Source organism: Pseudomonadota bacterium, assembly GCA_018823285.1.
Lineage (GTDB): Bacteria > Desulfobacterota > Desulfobulbia > Desulfobulbales > JAGXFP01 > JAHJIQ01.
In genome coordinates this window covers 109,699-135,674 of sequence record JAHJIQ010000014.1, presented here as the reverse complement: position 1 = coordinate 135,674, position 25,976 = coordinate 109,699, and the positions used below count along the sequence as shown (strand labels likewise).

Genomic DNA, 25,976 nt, shown 5'->3' with positions numbered 1-25,976 from the left:
CGAGGCCATTCCGTCGGAAGTGGTCACCGGATACCCTCCGGCACTGACCAACCGGACTCCGTCAGTCACGGGAACCTTCACCTCCAGACCGGACGCCACCGTCGCCACCACCCGCTTGAACTCCTCCAGAAAAACCGCTGCAAACGCACCCGGATCTTCAAGGTAATAATATTTGCCGGTGCCGTGATCGGCGAGGGAGGTCATCAGGATCTCGTTGAAGTCATTGCCGACCCCGACGGTACTGGTCACTCTCTCGGCGGTCGCCCCTCTGCCCGCGATCCGGCCAAGCTCGGAAGGATCGGTGATTCCCTGGTTGGCGAGGCCATCCGAAATCAGGACCAGCCGATTCTGGTTGCCGCTCCGGACCGCCCTCTCGAGAAGACTCAAGCCAAGCTGCAACCCTTCGCCAAGGTTGGTGCCGCCGCCCGCTTCAATCTGCGAAACCGCCATCTTCATTCGCTCCCGGTTCGCCGGGGTCATATTCTGCAGCGGAAAGTCCACCCCGGCATTATTTGCGTACGACACAATGCCCAGCCGATCGCCCTCGGTCATCCGGTCGATCAGGTCGAGCATCGCCCGCCGCGCGTCATTGATCTTGTCGCCCTGCATCGACCCACTCCGGTCGAGCACCAGAACCATGTCCACCTTGCCACCGTTTGCTGCAATAACCGGACTGACATCAGCCGCGGTCATGGTGAGCTCCAACCCCACTTCACCATTGCCGTTATAGACGACCTTGTTCTGGACCATGTTGCCGGAAAGAGTCACGATCCCCTGCCCCGCTTTTACCTTGACCGGCGTCATCTTCACCGGTTGGATCACGGGAATCTTTATCTTCCCGTCGCTGTATGCCAGGGCCGAACAGGTCACCGCAATCATCACACCCAACAGAAATAATGTTCTCAACTGTTTTCTCTGCATCTTGTTCACCTCGTTTCAGGGTTAATCTTCCTTGTTCCTGCCTTCAGGGTAGTTGCATCAGGCCCCAGGCTCAATGCAAAGAAATGCAAAACATCTAGCTGATTTTTTTACAAAAGTTTTACATTTTGCCGCTTTACATTCACCCTATAATAGGGAAGGTATAGTAACTGTTCCGGGGGGTTAGTTTTTTCCGAACGTTACGCTGAATAGTTACGAAGGAATAGGACCATGGCAGAGCAGAAAACACACATCCTGGTGGTGGAAGATGACCCGGCGATTCTAAGAGGTTTGCTCGATGTTCTGGTCTTTAACGGCTACCAGGCCACCGGCCGCGAAGACGGTCGTGAAGGGCTTGACACCGCCCTTGCCGATCGCTTTGATCTGGTTATCCTCGATGTCATGCTGCCATCATTGGACGGCTTTTCCATCTGCAGGGAACTGCGGCTGAAAAAACCCGACCAGCCGATCATGATGCTGACCGCCAAGGGCTCGGAGGACGACATCGTGACCGGTTTTACCGCCGGGGCCGATGATTACGTAAACAAACCCTTTTCTCTGCGGGAGCTGATGGTCCGGGTTGAGGCGTTACTGCGCCGAAGCGGCAAAGCGCCCGCCCCGGAAAATCTGGTGATCGGCCCCGTCACCTTCGATTCAGTGAAACTTGTCGCTGTGCTGGACAACCGATCTGAAGAGATCACCCGCCGGGAGCTGGACATCATCTCCTATCTCCACAAAAACCGAGACCGGATCATCTCCAAGCAGGAATTCCTCTCCGAGGTCTGGAACTATACGGTCACTGATATCGAAACCAGAACCGTCGATATTCATATCCAGAAACTGCGGAAGAAACTTTCCCGGCTCTTCGGCGACACCCCGCTGATCGTAACAGTGCGGGGCGAAGGGTACCGGCTGGAGCCCTGTTCATGAAGAGACTGCGACTCATCCTGATCGTTTTCGCCTTGCTCCTCACCGTCCCACTGGTCTGGCTGGTGACCCGGACCTACGACGGTCTGGCCCGGGAAGAGACCTCCCAGCTCGCTTTCTTTGCCGAAACCATCCTCGACCAGATGGAAGTTGATCTTTCCCAGTTGATCAATCGCGAGGAAGGCCGGTCCGTTGACGAGTACGGCAAAGGACCAGGCGCTACCGCCCCGCTCGCTGCCCGCCCGAAAGAGGATTTCATCATCGGCTATTTCCAGAACGGCCCCGACGGCTCCTTCCGGAGCCCGATGGATGACCCTGAAAAAGATCTCGTCCTCGTCAATGATGAGCTTCGGGAAGTCAATGAACTCTTCAACCGGAAAAGAGAAACGGCGGTGCTTCGCCCGGAACCGGTAGTCAAACCGGCTGTCCGGGCGGAACAGTTCGCAAATAAGAAAAAGGAGGCCTCTTTTGCCGAACGTTACCTGTCAAGCGCGAATCTGAGCCGGCAACGGACCGCCGTAAATCAGGAGGAAAAGAGGGTCGAAGAGATCACCATCTCCCAGGCCAGCCAAATAGCGACCCGGAAACCCTCGCTGAAATCCCTGGAGGCCGACTTCGATGCTCTTGCCTCCAACAGCTACCGGGCCGACAACCTACCCGCCGCCGCCCCTGCGCCAATGATGGAGGGCTTGGCGGGAGCAGGCCGGGACAACATGGCCGCCGAACCCATGATCGACCGGATGACCGATCAGGCGGTGGAAGCGGAAACGGATATCGGGGCTCTGGATGCGATCGAGCCGCGCCGCAGCACCTTCAAGGTCGAGATCTCGCCCCTGCAGTCTCTGTTGATCGACCGGGAGCGGGCCTTTATCTTCAGGAATATCCTTCTCCAGGGGGAGTCATACCGTCAGGGTTTTGTGATCAGAATTCCGGCCCTCTTCGAACATCTGGCCACCCGTTACTTCCGGAACGAACCGATGGCCCGCTTCACCGCCCTGCAGCTTGCGGTGACCGGCAAAGAAGCCGAAACCGCGAATCTTGCGGCAGGGATTACGGCAAGCGATCCGGTCTACACCGTTGGCCGGACCTTTCCCCGCCCCTTTTCATTCATCTCCGCCTCCCTCAGCTGCGACAAGATCCCCGCCTCATCAGGCCGCCGGACCCTCCTGATCATGAGTATCGGCCTCACGGTGATCGTCCTCCTCGGTTTTCTTGCCGTCTACCAGAGCGCCCGGGTGATCCACGACCTGTCGGAGCGAAAAACCGGCTTCGTCTCGTCGGTGACCCATGAGCTGAAGACCCCGCTGACCAATATCCGCCTCTATATCGAGATGCTGGAACAGGGCATGGCCAAAAGCCCCGAGCAGGAGCAGGAGTATTTCCGAATCGTCGGCTCGGAAAGCAACCGCCTGGTCAGACTGATCAACAACGTGCTGGAATTTGCCAAACTGGAGAAGCGCCAGCGTTCGGTGAACCTTCGACCGGGCGATCTTTCCGAGGTGGTCAGCGAAGTGAAAGATATCCTGCACGATCGCCTCCGCCAGGAGGATTTCACCTTCACGACCAGAATCCCGGACGAATTCAAACCCTTCAGTTACGACCGGGAGATCATGGTCCAGATCCTCACAAATCTGGTTGAAAACAGCATCAAGTTCGGCAGCCGCAGCCCGGTGCGGGAGATCACCCTGAAGGCGGAGAGAAGCGGCCAACGAGTGCTCATCTCGGTGGCCGATACCGGCCCCGGCATTCCCGAGCAGGCAAGAAAGAAGGTCTTCGACGATTTCTACCGGGTCGAAAACGCCCTCACCCGCCAGACCAAGGGGACCGGCATCGGTCTTGCCCTGGTCAGGAAATTCACCGTCGCCATGGGCGGCACCGTCTCGATCGCCAACAACCCTGGCGCCGGCTGCACGGTAACGGTTTCCCTGCCAGAAAAATGAAGTTGAAAAATGAAGAGTGCAGAGTGAAGAATGAAGAGTAAAAAGTGCCGGTTGTGCGTCTAAAAACCATATCTCCCGACCTTGACAATAGTATCAATAGTGATATCATGGCAATATGGCGCCGCTAAAAGATATTCTGAAACAGATCAAGGAAAGCCCTGTCAATGTCCGCTTTGCAGATTTATGCAAAATATGCGATCATTATTTTGGTGAAGCAAGGCAGACAGGAAGTAGTCATAGAGTATACAAAACCCCGTGGCATGGGAACCCCCGCGTGAATATTCAAAACAGCAAAGGTAAAGCAAAAGCGTATCAGGTCAAACAGGTCCTGCAAGCCATAGAAAGAATGGAGGTGGAAAATGCCCTTAAAAAATGACCATTACACCTATCGGGTCACCTGGTCTGAAGATGACCGGGAATATGTCGGTCTCTGTGCGGAATTTCCAAGCTTGAGCTGGCTTGCCGCAACTCCGGAGTCTGCTTTGAGGGGTATACGAAATGTCGTCGCTCAAGCCATCGAAGATATGGAACAAAACGGTGAGGAAATTCCACAACCGATTGCCAACAAAAACTATAGTGGAAAACTGATGGTTCGCTTACCACCCGAAGTTCACCGCAGTTTGGCAATCCAGGCAGCTGAATCCGGAGTCAGTATCAATCGGCTGGTCAGCTCTCGCCTGAGCCACTGATACAAAAGATAAAGCTGAGTTGAGCAGCTCGTCTGCTCGTACGAAACTTATACCCGAAGGGTGCAAAGCTGAGTTGAGCAGCTCGTCTGCTCGTACCGATTAGTTAAGTTAAGCAGCGTGCCTGCTTATACGAAACTTATGCCCCTGGGCGAAAGCGAGCATGCGAGACTTCGAGACTTATACCCGAAGGGTGCAATAAGCACGAAACCACCAAATCAAGCGGGGCTGCCAAATCTGCAGTATGGCAGCCCCTTATTTTACAAAGTCACATTGCGATCAGCCTTTTAAGCAAACCGACTGTTCACTTTCCGGACAGACCAACCATGACCAACTACCAGAAGATTATTGCCGAGGAACTGCAGATCAGGAGCGGCCAGGTGGCCGCCGTCGCCGCCCTTTTAAACGACGGGGGCACGGTGCCGTTCATTGCCCGCTACCGGAAAGAGGCGACCGGCCTTCTTGATGAAACAAAGATCACCGCGATCCGCGATCGTCTTGCCCAGCTCGCCGAACTCGACAAGCGGCGGCAGGCAATTATCGGTTCGCTTACCGAACGGAACCTGCTGGACAGCAAGCTGCACCAGGATCTTCTGGCCGCCCCAAACCTGACCGTGCTGGAAGATATCTACCTGCCGCACCGCCCGAAGCGCAGAACAAGAGGCACCATTGCCAAAGAAAAGGGGCTTGAGCCGCTCGCCCGCGCAATCTTCAGACAGGACAACAGCCCGGTTACCCCCGAGAAATTCGTGAACCCTGAAAAGGAGGTGCTATCCGTTGACGACGCCCTTTCCGGGGCAAGGGACATCGTCGCCGAATGGGTCAGTGAAGATCCCGCCGCGAGAGCTGTTTTACGGAATTTCTTTGCCGGCAAGAGCGTGATCGCGTCAAGGGTGGTCAAAAAAAACGAGGAGTCAGGGGTAAAATTCAGGGACTATTTCGACTGGCAGGAACCGGTCGGGAAGATCCCCGGCCACCGCCTGCTCGCCATGCTGCGCGGGGAGAACGAAAAAGTGCTGACCGTTGCCGTTCGCCCGCCGGAAGATGAGGCCATCGACCTGTTGCGCAAAAGGTTTGTGAAAAGCAGCAACATGGCCAGAAACCAGATGCAGCTTGCCGTTGCCGACAGCTACAAACGCCTTCTCGCCCCGTCGCTGGAAAACGAGTTGCGCGCGAACTTGAAAGAAAAGGCCGATAATGAAGCGATCCGGGTCTTTGCCGACAACTTAAGAGAGCTTCTTCTCGCCCCGCCGCTTGGCCGGAAACGGGTTCTGGCTTTGGACCCCGGTTTCAGGACCGGCGCCAAACTGGTCTGCCTGGACGGGCAGGGAAAACTGTTGCACCACACCACCATCTACCCGACCCTTGGCGCGACCCAGCTCCGGGAAGCGGAGAAAACCGTCAGCGAACTGTGCGGCACATTTCAGGTTGAAGCCATCGCCATCGGCAACGGCACCGCCGGGCGGGAAACCGAATCCTTTGTCCGCGGACTCGGACTGCCCCCGGCAATCATCATCACCATGGTCGATGAAAGCGGCGCCTCGATCTACTCCGCCTCGGAGATCGCCCGGGAAGAATTCCCCGACCTCGATCTGACCGTCCGCGGCGCGGTGTCGATCGGCCGCCGTCTGCAGGACCCGCTGGCCGAGCTGGTGAAACTCGATCCCAAGGCGATCGGGGTCGGCCAGTACCAGCACGATGTGAATCAGGCGGCCCTGAAGAAAAGCCTGGAGGATACCGTAGTCAGCTGCGTCAACAGTGTCGGGGTCGAGCTGAACACCGCAAGCGCCGCCCTGCTCGCCCATGTTTCCGGGCTGGGTCCGGTGCTCGCGGCAAACATCATCAGATACCGGGATGAAAACTCCCCCTTCAAAAGCCGCAAGGAATTGCTGAAAGTCCCGCGTCTGGGGGCCAAGGCCTTTGAGCAATGCGCCGGGTTTTTACGGATCAGGGACGGGGTTGACCCGCTTGACCGAAGCGCTGTCCACCCCGAACGGTATGCCCTGATCAAGCAGATGGCGAAAGATTGCAACTGCGGAGTCATCGACCTGATCGACCGGGAGGAGATGCGGAACAGAATCGATCCGGCTCGTTATGTCTCCGATGCGGTGGGACTGCCGACCCTGAACGACATTCTTTCCGAACTCGCAAGACCGGGCCGCGACCCGCGGCAGACCTTCAGCCAATTTTCCTTCGCCGAAGGGGTCAACAGCCTTGATGATCTCCATCCGGGAATGCGGCTGCCCGGCATCGTCACCAACGTCACCAAATTCGGGGCCTTCGTCGATATCGGCGTCCATCAGGACGGGCTGGTTCATATCAGCCAACTGGCCGACCGCTTCGTCAAAGATCCGGCGGAAGTGGTCAAGGTCCGCCAGCAGGTTATGGTTCGGGTGCTTGAAATCGATCCGGCGAGAAAAAGGATTTCACTTTCCCTGCGGGAAGTGTGACCTCGCAGCAAGCAGGTCTAAATAAAGTATTCTGCGCAAGTTGGTTCGCTGCCGGTTACCGGGACTGCCGGACTGCCGTAAAACTGCCGGGACGATCCTAAATAACGAAACTGCCGGAAACTGCCGGGACGATCCTAAATAACTAACAAATTATGACAAAGTGAATTTGTTCCGCTTCACGAGCTTTTCGCCTCTTTCCACCGCATAGCCGATGCCGGGGACACTCATTCCGAATGTTCGAGCTGATTCCGTTAATGAGATCCCGAGTTCCCTCGCAGCCCAGAAGCAGACAAGACTTCTCGCCTTCACTTTACGATCTTTGCGCCCTGGGGAATATATCTCTTCTACGTCTATCCCAAAAATTTCCGCAGCCCTTTCTGCTAGACAAGGCAAATCATGCCCAAGAGACCTCAGTTATAGCGTCTCTCAAGGGCTTCTTCTGCTTGAGAAAGTGCAGCTTCAACAAAATCTGATTCTCCCAATATCCGCTCGTCGCCCATGCTATGGTCTCGCCCCCCGGACGTCACTTGGGGTAGACCCGCTTGCTAGGTGGTGTGGGGGCTGGGGGTTACCCCCCGTCTACTCGATTAGGCGTCAAGCGGTGGGTCCAGCAACCAACTGATGTCGTACCGCGGCAATTCTCCTGCCTCCACGGTCGTGGGGTCAAGGAACTCCCATCGACCGGTGATTCTCTGGGCCTGGCAACCCATCTCCCAGTTCGCGGTCCAGATGCCGACGGCGACGGCGGCGTAGTAGCGGCTCATCGTGGCGGCGAAGAAGTCGAACCGGATCACCGTCGCGTTGTCGGTCACCGCAGCACACCTCGTGGTCTGTCCATTGTAGGCTGACGGGGCCCATTGGCAGATCTCGTACGTGCGTCCGAGCCGGTCGAACGGGGCGGTCGTCGTGTCGAGGGGCTTGGTGCAGGCGGGGTCGGTGAAGAACAGGGCATTGAAAGGGTATCGACGGTTGCTGAACTTGGCGTTGAAAAATCGGATAAATGCGGGAATGTAGCGCGAGGCGTAGCCGATGGCGCAGACGCAGATGATGTTGTCCTGGGCGGGGTCGAAGCGGTCTCCGAGCAGCTTAATGATGCTGGCGTGGTCGGCGCCCTGCCCAATCCAGCAGGTGCCGATGCCCATCCGCGTCGCGTCCATCACTACATGCTGCAGGGTGCGGCCCACGTCCATGACGGCGCGGCGATCATACTCTTTGGGGGCGATGGCAATGAAGAACTCGCGGGCATTGACCGGGGGCCAAACGGTGACCGGGCCGGCGATGTATTCGAGTCGGATGGGGCCGTCACCGAACTTGGGTTCTGCAAGGTGGGCCTTGGCGGAGGCGCACAGGGCTTCACGATCTTCATCGGAGATTCTTCCGGTCTGGAAAGAACGGCAGGAGTGCCGGGCCCGCATCACATCAAAGAGGTCCAGGCCGTCGTTACGACGAGGACAACGCTCGGGGAATTGGATGTGCCACTTCACCGTCAGGATGTCGAGGACGGCTGCCAGGAGCAACAGCCCGGCCGGGACCAGGAACGGCAGCGATGCCCACAGGTGCGCGAAGAAATACAGGGGAAGCCCGATGGCCAGGAACGGCAACGACAGGAACATTGGGATCAGGTACTGCAACCATCCTGTGAACTGGAGTCGCCGTTTCATCATCCAGAATGCGGTGAACAATCCACGAAGGAACGATGGTATCCGCTGCAGCACTTCCCGTTCTTCGACGCTGAGTCGAACGGGGTGCTTCTGTACCGTCTTGCTCATGAGGAGTGTCCCCATGGGGCTGGCTTCAACATCTTCATCGGCTTGTCATCCACATTGTCGCACACACCGCCGACATGCTCGCCCGCCGAAGGTTTCGGGTAACCTGACCGCGCCACCCCACATTTACGGCGTTAGCACCGCCAACGTACCCGCAGTCAGGTTGCTCCTTAAGGTTATAAGATTTTCATCCCGTTATTAATCCCAAAAGACCAAGGACTGACACCACAGCAAAAAGTGAAGTTGATGGGAATCGAAACGGATTAATACCTCCCTTTCGAGCTACCGCAGCACTAAGCAGTGATAGAGCTGTATTCAAAACTGTTAAAAATACCACCAACTCTGGACGGTCAGGATATAAGGCAACATACGCATAAGCTGCCCCCATAAATAGTGTGTAAATTGTTGTGATGTGCCAACAGTAATAATTCAGCCATTTTGATGCTTTTGGCAAAGTGGCATCAGCCAATAATGGTATGGCAACACGTGGGCCACCAATAAATGTATGAACAGAAAAGGTAACAATGCTCATAATTGCTGCTGCCCAAAATAAAGATACCTGCATATTTTATCTCTTATGAACGTTGCCGGTGAGCCGTGCTATAACCTCCAGGTTTTTGGCTTCGAACTACCCATTGGTTAGCCGCCTTTTTATTATATCAGTGGTGATTCAATTGTCCGCCATAGAAGCCCTCGACCCCAGCACCGAGAATGAGAATGGTAATGCCGGCCAAATAGAACCAATGCACAAATCCTGTTATTGGAATCTGTTGTGTCCCAATATATGCTATACGCCAAACCACCAGAGAACTACTTATGGCAAGAAGAGCGACTGCAATTGTGATCTTCTTTCGAAACAAAGGTACATTGGCAGATTTGTAATTCTGCTTCCACGTATGAAGGCCGGTGATGGTAGTTGGGATCAGAGATATTGTCCCTCCGACGAGTACGATATTTGTGGCAAGCTCAAAGCACTCAGGAAATACAAAAAGGTGCAGTGCCTGGAAGAAAAAGGCTACACCAAAGAGCGATAGTGGAAAATGAGTCAGTAGTACGTGCCAATGAATTTTGTAAGCCATAAAAACAATCCTTCTTTATTTACAACCAGGAAAGGTGCATCAAGTTTAATAAGACCGAGTTTGATGTGTAACGGGGAAATTATGGATGCTATGGCAAGAATGACCCCAATATTGAATATATTAGACCCTATAACGTTTCCGACAGCGATATCGCCATGGCCCTTCATTGCACCGCCAACGCTTACAACCATTTCTGGAGCACTCGTCCCAAAAGCAACAACGGTTAAGCCCACGACCAGGGGTGTAAGTCCAAGGCGTCTGGCAAGTGAAGCCCCGCCTCGAACCAATATCTCGGCACCTGAGGTGAGGATAATCAGCCCAAGTACGAGAAAACTTGTTTGGAGTACCATATAAAATATCCAGCCGAACGATTTAGGTAAAACGCGACAATCACTACCCGGAATCAAAAAACTTTTTCCCGCAAAAAAACCCTGGGGCCTTTTTTATCAGAGCCAGCGTTGGGCATGATGCAGTTCCCGTCTACCCAACCTTATCGAATGAGCTTGATCCCGAAGTCGTCCATGGTGATCAGCCTTTTCTTGTAGAGGGCGCCGACGGCTTTTTTGAACACCTTCTTGCTGATCCCGAACAGGGTATAGATCTCTTCCGGCGGGGTTTTGTCGGTGACCTTTATTTTGCCGCCATGGTTCCGGATGGTGTCGAGAATCCTCTTTGAGACATCGTCTATTTTCCCATACCCTCCCTGCTGCAGACAGAGGTCGAGCTTGCCGTCTTCGCGGATTTTCTTGATGTATCCCTTAAGCTCCTGGCCGATGGAAAGCGGCTGGAAGATCTCGTTTTTATAGAGCATGCCGGTATGGGCATGGTTCACAACCGCCCGGTAGCCAAGCTCCGTTTTTTCAAGGATAAAGAGACTCACCTCCTCGCCTTCTTCATAGCTTGCCGGTTTCCGGTCAAGAAACTTGTCAAGCTTGGCCGAGGCGGTAATCCGGCCGCTTTTCTCGTCCAGAAAAATATAGACGTTATACGCCTTGCCCTCATCAAGCCTTGCCGGTTGCTCGCTCTTCGGCAGGAGCAGGTCCTTCTGCATCCCCCAGTCGAGGAAGGCCCCGGCCGAAGACTTTGCCGCAACCCGCAGCCGGGCAAACTGGCCCACCGTGGCAAAGGGCTTGCTGGTGGTTGCCCGGAGATGATTCTCCTTGTCCTGATAGACAAAGACCTCAACCTCGTCACCCGCCTGGCAATCCTTCGCCACATACTTGTACGGCAGCAGAATATCGCCCGACTCCCCACCATCGAGGTGAACCCCGTAATCCCGCACTCTTTTTACCGTAAGCCTGTTTATTTTACCGATCTCTGCCATATCACACCTTTGGGGACTGCAATTTTTCCTTTTCGATGATCCCGGCGGTCATCACAAAACGCATCGCCTTCTCGATGGGAATATCCAGAGGAGTGAGCTTGTCGGATGAGATTAAAACCGTATAGCCGCCGATCTGGTAGCTGAAGGGAAGATAGACCGCGACCTTGCCGGCAGCCATCTCGCTCCCCAGAAAGGAAAGGTCCCGTTTGGTGACAAAACCGACCAGGGTCATGCCGTTGAAATCCACCGTCACCACCTGGCGCGGCCCCTTGGACTTTCCTTCCATCAGAAAGGTCAGAAATTCCCTGGTCGCGCCGTAGATGCTCTTGACCAGCGGCACCCGGTAAATGATTCCCTCGAACCTGTTGATAACGGCGGTAATCAGGATCGACTGCATCAGGAGACCCGCCACGAAGATCATCGCAAGACTCGCCGCAAGCCCCATGCCCGGTCGGTACCAGTGGTCCGGCATCACAAACTTCAGGAGCGGCCCGAAAAAGGTTTCGGCGGAGCCGATGACCCAGAAAAAGAGGTAGATCGTCGCCGTGATCGGCAACAGGGCCACGAGGCCGGTCAGAAAGGTTTTATTGAAGTCGCGTAATGAGGCCATATTCGGATTGATCCTTTCACCCTTCGGGTATAAGTCTCGAAGTCTCGCATGCTCGCTTTCGCCCAAGGGCAATAGTTTCGTATAAGCAGGCACGCTGCTTAACTTAACTAATCGGTACGGGCAGACGAGCTGCTCAACTTAAGCTTAATATTTAATTGCTTTCTTGCAAAATATTCTCACGGATGGTCCCGGCAAATCAACTGCCGCAGATTTGTTCCACCAGTTTCCGCAACCGGAGCGAAGCCGCCTCGATTTCATCCGGGCTCGCGAAGGCCATGACCCTCTCGATCTTCTGCGGATCGAAACCACTCCGCAATGGATGATGGCCCTGGAGTGCCGCGACAAAGGCGCGATCGTTCCGATCTTCCGGTTCGTCCGACTGTTCCGCATCCGGCATTTCATACCAGGCAAGAAAAAGAGGCTCAGCCATCGCCTGCCGGACCTCCTGTTGCAGCCCGATGGTTGCCGCAAAACCATGCCGGAACAGATCGGTGACGCACCAGACATCGAGCAGTGCGGAGGCCCTGGCCGGAGCCTCGGCACTGTCCGGTGGACAGGGAGGGTCTTCAGCGGCCAGCAATATCTGCAGCCCCAGGGAAATGGTGTCACGCACCCGCTCGGCAATATCGACAATCTGTTCAATCTCTTTTGTTGTTTCGCCATAGGCGATGACCGCGCTGTTGATCGTCCAGACGATCTCCTGCTCCAGGCGCGAGAGAGCATCATGATCGGTGATCAGGGACAGGGCCTGCTCAAGAAGACTGGACTCGCTTAAAGGCGCGGCATAGAGCGAAGGCAGCCGGGCAACTTTGCTGTCGAATAATTCCCGGTGCTGCGGCCCGGCCTCGCGGTCGGCAGGCCTAGAAAAAAGAACGGCGGCTTCATCGGGGGCGGAAAAACCCAGATCTTCCATGCGGCCGGTACGAAAGCGCAGAGCTTCTTCTTCAATCTGGGTCGGAAGGTCCACCCGAACCTGGCGCAGAAGATGATGAGCGGAGTCGGGGTCATACCGGTAAAGGGCGTCCAGCACCGTGAACGGGTGGATCTTCAGCGCAGGTCCCTCCTTCGCCTCCAGGAGAAAAAAACCGTCCGGAGTCATGACCCTGGGGCGCTCGCTTTCTTCCTCATCCTCCAGCGGAACCTCATCGATATCCGGATCATAAACGGTGATGGTCTTGGTCAGGAAAAGCAGCTGCTCGACAAAATTGAGCGAGTAAAAGGCCTTCGCCAGCGATTCAGCGCCGCCCTGAGAGTATGCGGTCATCCATTGATCAAGGCTGTCGGGGGCGAAATCGTAACGGTTCCAGCAGTCGAGATCGATACACGCCTCCAGCTGCTCCTTGTTCAGTTCCAGGAGAACCGGCAGGGCCTGGTCCAGCCCGATCTCTCTGATGATGTAATACGCCTCGAGCGGTTCAAGAGCCGCGACCTCGGAAGCGAGATCGGATGAGGCCAGCAGACGCTCTCCCCGGCGGGCCAGGGCACGGGTCAGGTCGGCACGGAAAGGGGTTAATTCGATAATAGTGTTCTTGGACATATTCTCCTGTTGATCTTCATTTGGGATTTTCATTTACCGCCAGCATTCGCTCACACCCTCCGCACAACAGCCTCGGAGTCTCACTCACAAAATATTCTTTTCGGCTTTAAAATCCACATCTTCGGCCCATTCCCGGCAGGCCTCAAACTCCGCCATGATCGGCTGTCGGCCGGTTTCTGTCACCTTTGCACAATACTCCCTGACTTCGGGATGTTTTTCCATCAGCGCGGCGAGTTCTTTTATCTCCGCAGGATTCAGCCCTTTGTAAGCCTGAAGCTTCCCACCGAAAAAGGAAAAGCCGAGAACCGGCACCACGAACAGACCAAAAGCCACCATTTCCAGGGTGTCGCTCGGGGGGGAATCCGACAGAATAATCCAGGCGATCAGCAGCAGACCGCAGAGCGAAGGGGCAAGGAATAGAGCTGCCCCCAGCCGGTACCTGCCATGATTTTTGAAAAGATCAGCCGGTGGTTTCCGGGTAATATCAATCTTCATCTTTTTTATTCCAATAGTTTCAGCAAAATAGTGTTCAATAACGGGACGGCACCTGACCATCTTCTGAAAAGCCATTCTACTATAATCATCTTCTCTGTGATAGCTCTCTTCAGCAACGGAAATATTAAGAGGAAAACACAGCACAATCTTGCCGATGAACAAAAAACCGCATTCACATCCGCCCATGTTTTATGCTAGTATCGAATGTATCCGAGCGATGCAGTTCCCAGGATGCGCCATCGGAACCGCCGGAAGGCACAAATGACTAGCTCACATATTTATGATTACCCTCTACAGACAGGTGCCCTATGACCCAAAACGCTTCAAGCTGCGGACTCTGCGGAAAAAAAACCGACCCCTCTTCACTCAGCAAATGCAAGGCCTGCGGCAAAAAATATTGCCCCAAGTGCCAGAGTCCTTCGTCAAACCAGAAATACTGTATCGAATGCGTCAACATGGGCGGCGTTGTCAAACACTGAGAGTGTTTTCAGATCTCATTATTTTTTCTGGAGTTGATCCATCCTGCCGGATATTATCTGCAAGGTTTGAGCATCGTTCACCTTCTGGCAGAGAGTGCGTGGATCCAGGATCCTGAAAGGGGCCAGACGCCGCCATTTTCCGGCATGTGGTAACTGAGAATATCGTTATGAACTCTTTCGGCATTCTGCTCTTTCTCGGATTTTTCTTCGGTACCGGGTATGCCGCACTGCGGTTTTTCTCAAAACTTGCCGGGGTCAACATGACATCCGCCATGATCTGGGGCTTCAAGGCCAAAAGGTTTGAACTGGTCCTGAACTGGGGCATGTTCTACCTGATCGCCTTTGTGATGACCTTTGCCCTCCTGCAGAAGCCCTTCATGCTCCTGACCATGAATGTCTCCCACCGGGGCGCCCTGCTTGGTTATGCCATAAATGACGAAACGGCAAATCTCTACGATCCGCTCCAGGATGAATATCTCTCCTTCCGAGTCCTCCCCTCGCCGCCCCCGGCTGCCGAACGGTTTGACGAGACCTTCGACGTCGTTGCCCTGTACCGCCCCTTCCTGTCGGATTATTACCAGAATATCGAGCTGCAGAACATCTATCTCGCTCTGTTCTTCATGTTCCTCTCCGCCCTCGGGCTTTCCCTGATGTACCTGATCATGTACACCCTGGCCAGGGCCTATAGCAGTGAGATGAAGCTTAAGCGGGACATTTCCCATCGAATTGTTCTTGCCAGGTTCCGGGAAGTAACCGGCTATCGATTCTCCAGGGTCGCCAACTCGTTCGTTCTGATCATCATTCTCTCTTCCTTCATCGGCGGGTTCATGGTCAACCGAATCACCCGGGGCTATGAAAAAGAATTCCTGCCGGCACAGGAGTACTTCAGAAGCAAGATCATGGAAACCGTCGCCCCTGAGAAAGTTCTGCTCGGCCGGGTGATCCGGCGAATGTTCGGCCATAAAAAAATTTACGCCCAGCCCGAGAGGGACAGCCACGACACGAGTGACCGGACCATCCCCACCATCACCTATACGGTCGAGTTCCCGAACATGGTCAAATACACACCGGTCTATCTCCAGATTACCTATATCGGAGATGATGAGAGCAATCCGATCATCAAGAAGCTCAACGAGTCTTTTCCCCCGCGCACCTCGACCTGGAACGATGTGATCCTCGCCTCCCCGGAGGCCATGGAACCAATCGACCTGCCGGAACGCAACTTCAGGGTGAACAGCGATTACTCAATTTCTCTGGTGATGGAGGAGTGATTAACGGCAAGGTAATATCTTGATATAATTACAAATTACAAACAAAAGATACCAGCAGTCCCGCCTCATTCAGATATTTTCTCCGGCGCAGGACACCGGCGAGGATTGCGATCAGCCACCAGCCCATCAGCCCCCCTGCCCCGAACAGGGCAAGAGCGGGCAGGCAGTTGAAAAGCCCTCGATCAATCATCGCCTTGTCCGGGTGACCAGGGTCATAGAGAACGTTCACCGACTCACCACTCTGATAGAGCGGCGGGTTCATGCCGATCCGGTCGGTAAAGAGGACTTCCTTTCCACTTTCAGCGATAAAACTGACCACCGGATAATAGCTGGGGCCGGAATCACTCCCTGCACTGCGACGGCTTTCCAGCCTGACCACTTCGCCCTCTGCGGCGAGGGCCTTCCCGGTAAAGCCCTGCAGCGCCAGGTACAGATACCAGCCGCCGATCAAGAACCCCAGGGCGATGACCGCCACCAGCGGACTCCAGAGCAGGGCGTTGCGGTCATGATACTTTACCCGCTCCCGGATCTCCCGGTCAGTCAGCAGTCGTCCTCCCCGGTGTTTTTTGACTCGCTCCTTTCTCATTCTTGACCTGAAAGCATCCTTTGTTTCCCATTCACTGCGCGGCTTGATGATCCCGCTCAGTTTATAAGCTCCATACCCGAGAACACCCAGCCCGATCAGCGCGCTGTAGAGATTGAACTCAAAGTGAGCGACCGCACCGTAAATCAAAAGCTGTCCAGGTGCTGCAAATACGAGCCCGATGACCAGACCAATTCTGCCCGGACGCCGCACCGTATCAAGATCATCGTCATCAACCAGAAGCCTGACTCCGCTGCCGGGGATCTTATCGCTGATCCAGTTGCCCGACGAGTCACCGTCGGCCTGAACCGATTCACCCTGCAGATTTTCAAATTCGAAAACCGGGCGGTACATCTCCGAGGTAAAGTTCTTTTTATTTCTGCCGGCGGCCGCCTTTTTATTGCGGCTGGCCGAGTAACGCAACAGGCCATAGAGTGCAAACGGAGTGGCCATAAAGATCAGGTTGAACAGCATATACCGGCGGAGATTGTTCATGATGAATCGTTTCGGATTTTCCGGGTCATAGTAAACCGCGGTTTTGTCACCCCGCCTGAATTTCTTTCTGGCAGTGCTCAGTCGGTCGGCAAGTTTCCATCGCTTTCCATGCAGATCCTTAAAGGCCAGGACCGGTGTGTAGGTGGTGCTCCCATCGTCGGACCGGCTTTCAATATCGACCACCACCGCCGGCGCGAGAACCCCGGTGGCACGAAGCGTCAACACATCATACGACTGCCAGGCCCCGAAGACCAGAAACGACACGGGGACACAGATGATCAGCAGGACAAAGAGCGACGCGAAAAAGGTACTGAAGGGACTTCTCCGGAACTGCTCTGCATACGATTCCTGTGGCTTGCCCCCGGCACCCGTTGTCTGCTCTGATTCTTCCTGGACCGGTACCTCATTTTCATCAACCGCAAGCGTTCTCGCCCCGGTCACCCGGACCCCGACTATTCGCCCGTAAACCCGGCGTCGATATATTCGGACTGAAATAAAGTCCCAGATCAGAAGAACGCCGATACCGGACAGAAGCAATCCGCCGAAAAGCATCCAGACACTGTTCCAGGCCTTCATTGAACTGAAGATCGCGTCAAACATTATCTTCCCTGAGATAACCGGCGGCAACTAATGATGCAATCCGCCATACCTTGTTCCATGTGGTGCGTCATGGGATCATTCTAATCATATCCGTCGGACGGAAGCAAATCCCACGGGACATATCAATCAGGGATCGGGATCCCGTCGCAATAATCGATTGCCGTCTCGGGGACCCGCCGGCAAAATCATATATTGCATGAAATTTTTCTGGCTGATAGGTTGGGATCTTAAATTTTCCGGTTCTCAACTACTCACAGGTACTCAATGCTTGATCAAGCGATGCAATTCTATCTCACCAATTATGCCTTTCAGGGGATCACGAACCTGATTCTGGTTTTCGGCACCCTTACCCTGACGACCCTGATCCTGCTCGGTCCTGAAAAAAAGCAGCCCGAAGATCACCGGCACCCCCTGTTCGGTCGTTACACCAGGCAGATTCCAAACATCATCTCCCTGATGCGTTTTCCGCTCGGCCTCTGGATCTTCTGTGTCCATTACTTTCCCGCTCTCCATCATCCCCTGGCAAATTTCAGCTTCCATCTTTCCTTTGCCCTGATCTGCATCCTGGATAATCTCGACGGCAAATTTGCCCGTAAGTGGAATGCGGTTACCGAAGACGGCAAGGCCCTCGATCCGGCGGCCGACAAATGGGTGACCTTCTGTCTTGCGGTCACGGCATATCTCTATGGTGATTTTCGCTGGTGGGGGGTAATAATCATCTTCGGCCGGGAAATCATCAGCATGCTGCAGCGGGTCCGTCTCAAACGGCGGGGCGAAGATGTCGGCGCCAAATGGATGGGCAAGATCAAGGCCGGGGTCCAGTTTACCGTTCTCTATATTTTTCTCCTGCGGGTGGATATGCTGCCCGGCACCATCTTTCTTGAGGTCATCGCCCAGGCATTCCCGGACAATATGATGCTGTGGGGAACCATTCTTTTGTGCTTCTGCACGATGATCTCCCTGTTTCCTTTCTTCCGGTCATTTTCCTATGTCAATGCCTACACCCAGTCCCAAAGGAAAGAGTCAAACAAGCCGTGGTATATTGTAATGATTCCGAATCTATTCACCCTCGGCAATTATCTTTGCGGGGTTACCGCAGTGTTTTTCGCGATGCCGGAGGTGGAGGTCCAGCACCGTTCCTTTGTCGTCCTTTTCTGGATCATGTCGGCAGCTCTCTGCGACGCCTTTGACGGCCCTCTTGCCCGAAAATTAAAAGCGCACTCAGAGTTCGGGGCCGCTCTTGATTCGTCTACCGATCTATCCACCTTCGGACTGGCCACCGCGGTCATTATCTATCTGCGTTTTTCGGAACTGAAAGGCGCCCTGTCCCATCTGGGGATCGTTCTGGCCATCGTCTATTTCATCTATGTTCATCTTCGCCTGGCATATTTCACCAAACTTGCAGAACAGAAAGAGGACAAGAGCGTCAAAAGCGATTTCGTCGGGATGCCTTCGCCGACGGGAGCTGTTTCGGTGCTGGTCGCATTCACCTTCTTTGAGAACATCTACCTTTTAGCATCTTCAATTGTTCTCATCTCGCTTCTCATGTACAGCAAGCTTGATTTTATCAGCCACTCAAACTCACTGAAACACAAGCTGTACAAATACTTTCAGATTCCGACGATGCTTGCCGGTTTCACCATGCTGCTGGTCCTTATCTTCCAGCAACCTTTTGTCAGCTCCCATTTTTCCCGGGAACTCATTGTATATTTTCACCTCTGCTCGTGGCTCCTGGCGGTTCCCATCGGCATTTATATTTTGGATGCGTGCTACCGGACGTATTTCACGGTCAAGAACGGGGTCGACTGACCTGCCTGTTTATTCCACGCTTTTGTTTCAGGAGAGAAGCGACACGCCGGCAGTGGAGCGCCGGATTGTTATTTTATCCTGTTCCAGATGTGGACGCCGACGGCGTTGATGTAAACAACCGGGAGAATTGCCGCAAACAGCTTAGCATAGGAAGTGAGGATCTCGGTGTGGATCACGGCAAGAAAAACGCCAAAGGAAAAGGCGGCCGAAACGGTCCATAATATAATTTCAACTTTCTTGAGCATTGAGAGTAAATCCGGCCTTCGGGTTTGAGATTGAAACTGCACATTCAGTTTCGGGAATATAACACAGCCGCAACATCGCTTTCATCAATTATCCGTAGCAGATTACCGCTTCTTTAGCTCGCAAATAATGACTCAATCGGCAGTTCAGGCCGGGATGACGTTTTCAGGTTTCAGGGATAGGCAGGGGTCGCCCCCGGTCTCGAGGCCACATAGGAACCGAGACGGTTTGCCTCACGAAGACATTCCGGCAGGTCAATCCCTCCCAGGTAACCGGCGATAATCCCTGAGAAAAAGGCGTCCCCGCTGCCCACGGTGTCGGCCACCTTTACCGGAAAACCGGGGTGGGTATAACACTGCCCGGAGTTGACAAGCATTGCCCCATTACTGCCCCGGGTCACCGCAAGCAGTTCAAGGTCAAAGGCGGCAAGGAGCGATGCCGCAATCTCATCCTCACTCCCCTCTTTGCCGACCAGGGCTTTATTCAAAACGGCCAGCTCATCACTGTTGACCTTGACCACCCGGGCTGCCTGCAGCGAGTCCCGGACATGGTCCAGAGAGGTGAAGGGCGGGCGCAGATTGACATCATAAAAAATGGTTTCGGCCTGTCGCCAGAGGCGCCGGATCGCTGCCCGGCTTTCCGGCTCGCGTTGAGCCAATGTACCGCACACCAGATTGAAGGGGCGGCCTGCCACCACCTTTTCCACTGCCGGAGCCCGGATATGGTCCCAGGCGGCGGGTTTCGCGATATCGAAATGGGGTTCATTCCGGCTGTCGACTGTCACCACCACCCGGCCGGTGGGATACTCTGCATCGAGTTGGATTCCGTCCACGGCGAGGCCGAGTGCTCTGACTCGGGCCAGGGTCAGGCGCCCAAGATCATCGTCCCCGATCCGGCCGGCCGCCAGTACCGGCAGCCCCCGGGCTTGGAGATGATAGGCCACGTTCAGTGGCGCGCCACCCAGAACACGGTGATCCGGAAACTCATCCCAGACGATCTCGCCGATTGAAACAATCAATTTTTTTACCATAAGCCCTACCTGTGCTGAATGCTTTATGATAGTCTGAACACATCCGCAGTTTTTTTTAGTATAGGTCACCTGGCCCCGGAGTGCAAAAAACGGGTCTGTCGCCCCTTTGCCGCCTTCTCATAAAACCAAGGAAAAGCCATGATTGACAACCTGATGTACTTTATCCGGGACAATCGAGATGTCGTCTACAGTCTGTTTCGCCGCTTCCAGGAAACCGGCAAAAACCTGATGCTGCGCACCGAGCTCTGGGATACCTTCACCCTCTACTGCAGCGATACCGGCAATGAAGACCTCCTTGAATCCCCACTGGCCGAGGCCATTGCCCACACCCAGGAGGCCGCCATCGCCTCACCATGGCTCTATCTCGACGTCCGGCCCCGGGTGGCTCACTGGCATTATCTGCGCTTCCACTTCGAGGCCATGACCATTGAAGAGGTTTCCGTCTCGCAGTTTCTTTTTTTCAAGGAGGGGCTGGTCACCAGCGACCCCGGCTTCCGGATCCTGGAAATCGACCTCACTCCCTTTGAGCGACACTTCCCCAAGATGACCCAGACCCGCTCCATCGGCCATGGCGTCGAGTTTCTGAACCGTCGTTTTTCCAGTCGTCTGGCCAATGATCTCGCCAAGGGCGATGAGCTGATCCTCTCCTTTCTGAAAGTTCATGGCTATGGCGGTATTCCTTTTATGATCAATGACACCATCGGGAACATGTCGGACCTCCAGCAGGCCCTGCGCACCGGTATGGAGTTTCTGGCCAACCAGCCGGGCGCCGCAACCTGGCAGGAGGTCAGCACCAGGCTTCAACCGATGGGTTTTGAGCCGGGCTGGGGGCGCCGGGTTGACCGGATCATTGACAGTTTCAGCCTGCTCGCCGACATCCTTGAAGCCCCGGACCATGGCTCCCTGGAACAATTTTTCAGCCGCATCCCGATGATCTTCAACGTGGTGATTCTCTCCCCGCACGGTTATTTCGGCCAGGAAAACGTCCTTGGCCTGCCCGACACCGGAGGCCAGGTGGTCTACATCCTCGACCAGGTCCGTGCCCTGGAAAAGGAGATGCGCTGCCGGATCCATGAGCAGGGCCTTGATATTGAGCCGCAGATCATCATCCTCACCCGCCTGCTTCCCGAAGCCGGCGACACTACCTGCAACCTGCCTGAGGAGCTGGTCAGCGGCACCAGAAACGTCAAGATTGTCCGCATCCCCTTTCGCACCAGAGACGGCTCCATCATCCCGCAGTGGATATCACGTTTCGAAGTCTGGCCTTATCTGGAACGCTTCTCGCTGGAGGCGGAACGGGAAGTCCTGGCCCGCCTGGGCCGCCGCCCAGATCTGATCATCGGCAATTACTCAGACGGCAACCTGGTGGCCACCCTCATGGCCATGCGTCTCGGAGTCACCCACTGCACCATCGCCCATGCGCTGGAAAAAACCAAATACCTTTACTCCGCCCTCTACTGGCAGGATATGGAGGAGCAGTACCATTTTTCCTGTCAGTTCACCGCCGATCTCATCGCCATGAATGGTGCCGACTTCATCATCACCAGCACCTACCAGGAGATCGCCGGCAGCGACAACATGGTGGGCCAGTATGAGAGTTACTCCGCCTTCACCATGCCCGGCCTGCAGCGGGTGGTCAGCGGGATCAATGTTTTTGATCCCAAATTCAACATCGTCTCGCCCGGTGCCGATGCCGATGTCTATTTTCCTTACTCCGAAAAAGAGCGGCGCCTATCCACCCTCCACGCAGAACTTGATGAGCTGGTCTTCGGCGGCACCAGGGCCGAAAGCCGCGGCGTTCTCGAAAATCAGGACAAGCCGCTGATCTTCTCCATGGCCCGTCTGGACCATATCAAGAACCTCACCGGCCTGGTCGAGTGGTATGCCGGAAATCCGCGTTTGCGGGAGAAAACCAACCTGCTCCTGATCTGCGGCACGGTCAACCCGGACAACTCCGCCGACAACGAGGAGCGCGCCCAGATCCACCGCATGCACTCCCTCTTTGACGAGCATGGTCTGGACAGCGAGGTCCGCTGGCTCGGCATGCGCCTCGACAAAAACCTCACCGGCGAACTCTACCGCTACCTGGCCGACCGCCGCTCCGCCTTTATCCAGCCCGCCTTCTTCGAGGCCTTCGGTCTGACGGTGATCGAGGCCATGGCCTCCGGCCTGCCCACCTTTGCCACCAGTTACGGCGGCCCCCTGGAGATCATTGAAAACGGGGTGTCCGGCTTTCATATCAATCCCAACCACGGCGATGCGGCCGCCGGGATCATTGCAGATTTCTTCGCCCGCTGTGAAACTGACCCGGAACACTGGCATGACCTCTCCGAGGGCGCGATCAAAAGGGTCCGGAGTCATTACACCTGGGAACGCTACGCCAGACGATTGCTGTCGCTGACCTGCATCTACGGCTTCTGGAAATTCGCCACCAACCTCGACCGCCAGGAAACAAGCCGCTACCTTGAGATGCTCTACCATCTCCAGTTCCGGCCGCTGGCAGCAAAACTTGAGGAGAAGAAATAAAAAGGCCGGCTTTTTTAAAACTCAATTTTCTGAGTTTGGTTCATCTCACGGCAATAAAGGGTTTTAGCGACTTTTTCGTGCCTGTATCCTGCAAGAAGGCAGAATCCAGAAGTCAGAAGCCAGGAGAAAAAATTAATAATCAGTCATTCTGGCTCCTGGCTCCTGACTTCTGAATTCTCATCATGGAATGCCGCCATAACTCTGAATCATTTTATGACAGCAAACCAATCCCTTAAGACACGTCAGAAAGTTGATTTTTAAACCATGCCGAAATGGTGGAGACCGTCAATGATCCCGGCGGCAAAGGGTTCTTTGCTGAAGTAGAGGCGGGGTTTACCCTTCAGCTTCTCAAGCTCCTCGGCATAATTCCCCACCACCAGGCCGCGGGTCCGGCCGAGGAGCATGTCCTCGTCATTGCCTGAATCCCCGGAGACCATGACATGACGGGGTGGAAATCCGAACTTGTCGATCACATAGTCGATCGCCTTGCCCTTGGAGGCACGGAGCGGCAAAACATCAAGAAACTGGCTGTGGGAATAGATTATCTCACAGTGGAGCTTCGCTTCGTCCAGCATGTGATGGACCCAGGCCAGATAGTCATAGTCATCGGCCATGTAATAGCTGATCTTGTGACTGCGTTGCCCCTCGGCCTCCTGAAAGGTGAGAAACTTCACCGCTCCCAGCACCTCCTTGATCCTTTCCGGTTGCCAGCGGTAGGCGATATGCTGCTGCCACCCCTTGTCCAGCCGGAGATCGGGGCCGTAATAGATTTCAGTACCCACCGAACAAATCAGGACATCGGGAATCGGGATATCGTACTGCGTCATCGCGTCCAGGGCCAGGCCGATACTGCGGCCGGTGGCAACCCCCCAGGCCATGCGGTCGCGATTTTCCTCAAGCAGATCGAGAAGCCGGTGCAGGCTTTCATCATCACCGATCAGGGTGTTGTCAATATCGGTGATAAAAAGGTGATTGAGGCCGGTAAGGCGCTTGCCGAAAGAGGGGGGCTTGCGGGCCGCAACCGGCAAGGAGGTTTCCTCCCTGCTTACCGAAGCATTAAAATCTGGAAAGATCTTATGGAGCTGATCAATGGTCTTCTGACAATGGGACTGCCAGGAATAATGGCTGAGTACGCCGTTGATGCCGTTGTTTGAAAAGGTGTTCCATCGTTCGGGATCGACCAGGATGGTCTGGATGGCCCGGCCGATCTCCTCCGGGTCTCTGGCATTGACCAGAATGCCATTTTCGCAGTTCTCGACGATGTCCACCGGGCCGCCGTCATCGGTGGCGACAATGGGCAGGCCGCAGGCCGAGGCCTCGATCAGGGTGAGTCCGAAAGGTTCCACCAGGGCCGGATTGACGAAAACGCCCCTGTTTTCGGCACAAAGACGATAGAGTTCCGGGACCTCGGTGGAAAAATCATGCTTTTTGGGGATGGCCATTTTCCCGTAGAGGTTAAAACGGTCCATCTGCAGCAGCATGTCGGTGAGGACCCCCTTTTCATTTTCCTCCATGGTCGTGATATTCTGGCGGATACCGGCAAAGACGGCAAGGTTGGCCACCGCCTGGAGATCCCTGTTACGGCCATACGCCTCGATCAGGCCGGTGATGTTCTTGCGGTGGTCGGGTCGGCAGAGCACCAGGATAAAGGGCTTTCCGGGATGGGCCCAGAACCTCCCGAGTTCGGCGAGCAGAGTCACCCTGGTCTGCTTGACCTCTTCGCTCATCAGACCGTTATCAAGCTGGGAATCGTAATAGGGGTAGAAGGTGGTCATATCGATGCCGGGCGGAATCACCTCGTAGCGCCCCTCGGCAAAATTATCATAGAGACCGTACTGCTTCTCGATCTCCTGCTGGGTCGAGGTGATGATCTGGTCGGAATGAAGAATAATCTCCTCTTCGACCTGGATCCGGGTATCCATATGATACTGCTTGACGATATCGGCATGACTCATGCCGTCGGCCAGCAGCTTGGCCATCTTGTTCCGGCCCATGGAATGACCGGTGAAGATGAAGGGTGCGTCAAAGGCGGCGGCGAGCTCCATGGCCACCAGACCGCCATCGGCATAATGGCCGTGAAACAGATCCGGCACCCTGTTCTCGCCCTGGATAAAGCGGATGGTGTTGTCGACAAACTCCTGAAGATGGGGCCAGAGCAGTTCCTTGCGGATATAATGGCGGCCGCCGCAACCGATCCGCACCAGACGCGCCTTGTCGGAAAGGGGTTCGATCACCTGGCTGTAGTCTCCGGCTACCGACTTGTCGTCGATCAGGCGGGTCACAAGGTCGACCCGGGCCACATCATCACGATCAGCGAGGGCTCTGGCAAGCTCCAGGACATATTTGACCTGCCCGCCGGTATCGGCATCGCGCCCCAGCTCGGGCGAAGTCCCGCGAATCAGGCCATGAATACTGAAAAGCTGTAGATATAATCCATCGTCGTCCATTTTCACCCATCTCTAATTAATTATGCCATCCGATTTTCTTGTGGATCAATTCTAACCCGATTTGCCGCAATGTTTCAAATTCCCGAGTAAAAAAAGGATGCAAACTCCGCTCACAACCTTTCTATTGATTTTACCCGCCCGACCGCGCCGCTTTCCAGCCGGACCTTGATGCCATAGGGATGACTCGGGGATTGAGTCAGAATGTCTCTGACAATTCCTTCGGTGAGTCTGCCTGAACGCTGGTCTTCCTTCCGGACAATGAAAACCCGCTGGCCGATTTTGATATCCTGCCGCTTGATGGCGTTCACAATGAAGCCTTCCGCTCTCGTTCTAGTTTGTTCTTTCTGGTGGTGACGTACAGAGCCTCAACTTTTGCCCTGGCCCAGGGAGTCTTGCGCAGGAGTTTCAGGCTGGAACCCACCGTCGGGTTTGTTGTAAAGCAACGAATTCTGATCCATTGCCCCAGCTTTTCCCAGCCATAGATGCGGACCAGATAATTGACGATCTCCTCCAGGGTCACGCCGTGGAGCAGATCATTTTCCTGTTACTCACGCATGAACCAACACCCTCCTGTTTGAATGAAAATGCTGACGGGTAAGCATAAAATCTTTTCACAAATTCTCAATAACTGATAAAGCTGAGTTGAGCAGCTTGCCTGCTCGTACGAAACTTATACCCGCAGGGTGAAAAGCTGAGTTGAGCAGCTTGCCTGCTCGTACCGATAAGCGAGCATGCGAGACATCGAGACTTATACCCGCAGG

Annotated in this window: 24 protein-coding genes; 9 read left to right on the top strand and 15 right to left on the bottom strand. The window is 54.8% G+C overall.

Features of this window, described 5'->3' with window-relative positions; all coding sequences use genetic code 11:
- Window positions 1–921: VWA domain-containing protein (locus KKG35_04755; protein MBU1737430.1), on the bottom strand; the 921-nt coding region annotated here is incomplete at its 3' end.
- A 228-nt stretch (window positions 922–1,149) separates the two neighbouring features.
- On the opposite strand from KKG35_04755, the gene KKG35_04750 reads away from it, so the two are divergent.
- The 5 genes from KKG35_04750 (at window position 1,150) to KKG35_04730 (ending at window position 6,921) form a co-directional block, all read left to right on the top strand.
- On the top strand, window positions 1,150–1,848 hold the full coding sequence (locus KKG35_04750) for a response regulator transcription factor (GenBank protein ID MBU1737429.1): 699 nt from the start codon (window positions 1,150–1,152) through the stop codon (window positions 1,846–1,848).
- Window positions 1,845–3,785: a HAMP domain-containing histidine kinase gene (locus KKG35_04745; protein MBU1737428.1), complete on the top strand. Its 1,941-nt coding sequence runs from the start codon at window positions 1,845–1,847 to the stop codon at window positions 3,783–3,785. Before KKG35_04750 ends, KKG35_04745 begins: the two co-directional genes overlap by 4 nt.
- A 115-nt stretch (window positions 3,786–3,900) precedes the next feature.
- The gene (locus KKG35_04740; protein ID MBU1737427.1) at window positions 3,901–4,161 is read left to right on the top strand and encodes a toxin HicA; all 261 of its coding nucleotides are present in this window, start codon (window positions 3,901–3,903) and stop codon (window positions 4,159–4,161) included.
- Window positions 4,145–4,474, top strand: coding sequence for a type II toxin-antitoxin system HicB family antitoxin (locus tag KKG35_04735; GenBank protein MBU1737426.1), 330 nt, complete (start codon window positions 4,145–4,147; stop codon window positions 4,472–4,474). Before KKG35_04740 ends, KKG35_04735 begins: the two co-directional genes overlap by 17 nt.
- Before the next feature lie 323 nt (window positions 4,475–4,797).
- Window positions 4,798–6,921, top strand: coding sequence for an RNA-binding transcriptional accessory protein (locus KKG35_04730; protein ID MBU1737425.1), 2,124 nt, complete (start codon window positions 4,798–4,800; stop codon window positions 6,919–6,921).
- A gap of 587 nt (window positions 6,922–7,508) precedes the next feature.
- On the opposite strand, the gene KKG35_04725 is transcribed toward KKG35_04730, so the two are convergent.
- The 8 genes from KKG35_04725 to KKG35_04690 form a co-directional block, all read right to left on the bottom strand.
- On the bottom strand, window positions 7,509–8,690 hold the full coding sequence (locus KKG35_04725) for a nitroreductase family protein (protein ID MBU1737424.1): 1,182 nt from the start codon (window positions 8,688–8,690) through the stop codon (window positions 7,509–7,511).
- A gap of 184 nt (window positions 8,691–8,874) precedes the next feature.
- Window positions 8,875–9,252, bottom strand: a complete 378-nt coding sequence (locus KKG35_04720; GenBank protein MBU1737423.1) for a hypothetical protein — start codon at window positions 9,250–9,252, stop codon at window positions 8,875–8,877.
- 94 nt (window positions 9,253–9,346) lie between these two features.
- Complete coding sequence (locus tag KKG35_04715; GenBank protein ID MBU1737422.1) at window positions 9,347–9,766, bottom strand: hypothetical protein; 420 nt, start codon at window positions 9,764–9,766, stop codon at window positions 9,347–9,349.
- The gene (locus KKG35_04710; protein MBU1737421.1) at window positions 9,733–10,116 is read right to left on the bottom strand and encodes a hypothetical protein; all 384 of its coding nucleotides are present in this window, start codon (window positions 10,114–10,116) and stop codon (window positions 9,733–9,735) included. The genes KKG35_04715 and KKG35_04710 overlap by 34 nt, the downstream gene beginning before the upstream one ends.
- 140 nt (window positions 10,117–10,256) lie before the next feature.
- The gene (locus KKG35_04705) at window positions 10,257–11,090 is read right to left on the bottom strand and encodes a GntR family transcriptional regulator (protein MBU1737420.1); all 834 of its coding nucleotides are present in this window, start codon (window positions 11,088–11,090) and stop codon (window positions 10,257–10,259) included.
- A gap of 1 nt (window position 11,091) precedes the next feature.
- Window positions 11,092–11,700 (bottom strand): DUF502 domain-containing protein, encoded by a 609-nt coding sequence (locus tag KKG35_04700; protein MBU1737419.1) that lies wholly within the window; start codon window positions 11,698–11,700, stop codon window positions 11,092–11,094.
- 196 nt (window positions 11,701–11,896) lie between these two features.
- A complete protein-coding gene (locus KKG35_04695) occupies window positions 11,897–13,237 on the bottom strand; it encodes a hypothetical protein (GenBank protein ID MBU1737418.1) in 1,341 nt (446 codons plus the stop codon).
- 84 nt (window positions 13,238–13,321) lie between these two features.
- Entirely contained in the window at window positions 13,322–13,732 is a 411-nt protein-coding gene (locus KKG35_04690) for a hypothetical protein (protein ID MBU1737417.1), read from the bottom strand.
- A 308-nt stretch (window positions 13,733–14,040) separates the two neighbouring features.
- Between KKG35_04690 and KKG35_04685 the strand changes: the two genes are divergently transcribed.
- Window positions 14,041–14,211, top strand: coding sequence for a hypothetical protein (locus tag KKG35_04685; GenBank protein ID MBU1737416.1), 171 nt, complete (start codon window positions 14,041–14,043; stop codon window positions 14,209–14,211).
- Between the two features lie 167 nt (window positions 14,212–14,378).
- Window positions 14,379–15,482, top strand: a complete 1,104-nt coding sequence (locus tag KKG35_04680) for a hypothetical protein (GenBank protein ID MBU1737415.1) — start codon at window positions 14,379–14,381, stop codon at window positions 15,480–15,482.
- Window positions 15,483–15,510: 28 nt separating this feature from the next.
- On the opposite strand, the gene KKG35_04675 is transcribed toward KKG35_04680, so the two are convergent.
- Window positions 15,511–17,160: a DUF3592 domain-containing protein gene (locus KKG35_04675; protein MBU1737414.1), complete on the bottom strand. Its 1,650-nt coding sequence runs from the start codon at window positions 17,158–17,160 to the stop codon at window positions 15,511–15,513.
- 264 nt (window positions 17,161–17,424) lie between these two features.
- Between KKG35_04675 and KKG35_04670 the strand changes: the two genes are divergently transcribed.
- Entirely contained in the window at window positions 17,425–18,969 is a 1,545-nt protein-coding gene (locus KKG35_04670) for a CDP-alcohol phosphatidyltransferase family protein (GenBank protein ID MBU1737413.1), read from the top strand.
- A 68-nt stretch (window positions 18,970–19,037) separates the two neighbouring features.
- Here KKG35_04670 and KKG35_04665 read toward each other — a convergent pair whose 3' ends face one another.
- Window positions 19,038–19,214 carry a hypothetical protein gene (locus KKG35_04665; GenBank protein ID MBU1737412.1) on the bottom strand — a complete coding sequence of 59 codons (177 nt, stop codon included), beginning with the start codon at window positions 19,212–19,214 and terminating at the stop codon, window positions 19,038–19,040.
- Window positions 19,215–19,384: 170 nt separating this feature from the next.
- On the bottom strand, window positions 19,385–20,230 hold the full coding sequence (locus tag KKG35_04660; GenBank protein MBU1737411.1) for a carbohydrate kinase: 846 nt from the start codon (window positions 20,228–20,230) through the stop codon (window positions 19,385–19,387).
- Between the two features lie 150 nt (window positions 20,231–20,380).
- Between KKG35_04660 and KKG35_04655 the strand changes: the two genes are divergently transcribed.
- Window positions 20,381–22,768 carry a sucrose synthase gene (locus KKG35_04655; protein MBU1737410.1) on the top strand — a complete coding sequence of 796 codons (2,388 nt, stop codon included), beginning with the start codon at window positions 20,381–20,383 and terminating at the stop codon, window positions 22,766–22,768.
- Between the two features lie 257 nt (window positions 22,769–23,025).
- Here KKG35_04655 and KKG35_04650 read toward each other — a convergent pair whose 3' ends face one another.
- The 3 genes from KKG35_04650 to KKG35_04640 all read right to left on the bottom strand — a co-directional run bounded on the left by KKG35_04650 (window position 23,026) and on the right by KKG35_04640 (window position 25,747).
- The gene (locus KKG35_04650; protein ID MBU1737409.1) at window positions 23,026–25,215 is read right to left on the bottom strand and encodes an HAD-IIB family hydrolase; all 2,190 of its coding nucleotides are present in this window, start codon (window positions 25,213–25,215) and stop codon (window positions 23,026–23,028) included.
- A 110-nt stretch (window positions 25,216–25,325) separates the two neighbouring features.
- On the bottom strand, window positions 25,326–25,523 hold the full coding sequence (locus tag KKG35_04645) for a YwbE family protein (protein ID MBU1737408.1): 198 nt from the start codon (window positions 25,521–25,523) through the stop codon (window positions 25,326–25,328).
- Window positions 25,520–25,747, bottom strand: a complete 228-nt coding sequence (locus KKG35_04640; GenBank protein ID MBU1737407.1) for a VF530 family protein — start codon at window positions 25,745–25,747, stop codon at window positions 25,520–25,522. The genes KKG35_04645 and KKG35_04640 overlap by 4 nt, the downstream gene beginning before the upstream one ends.
- Between the last annotated feature and the right edge of the window lie 229 nt (window positions 25,748–25,976).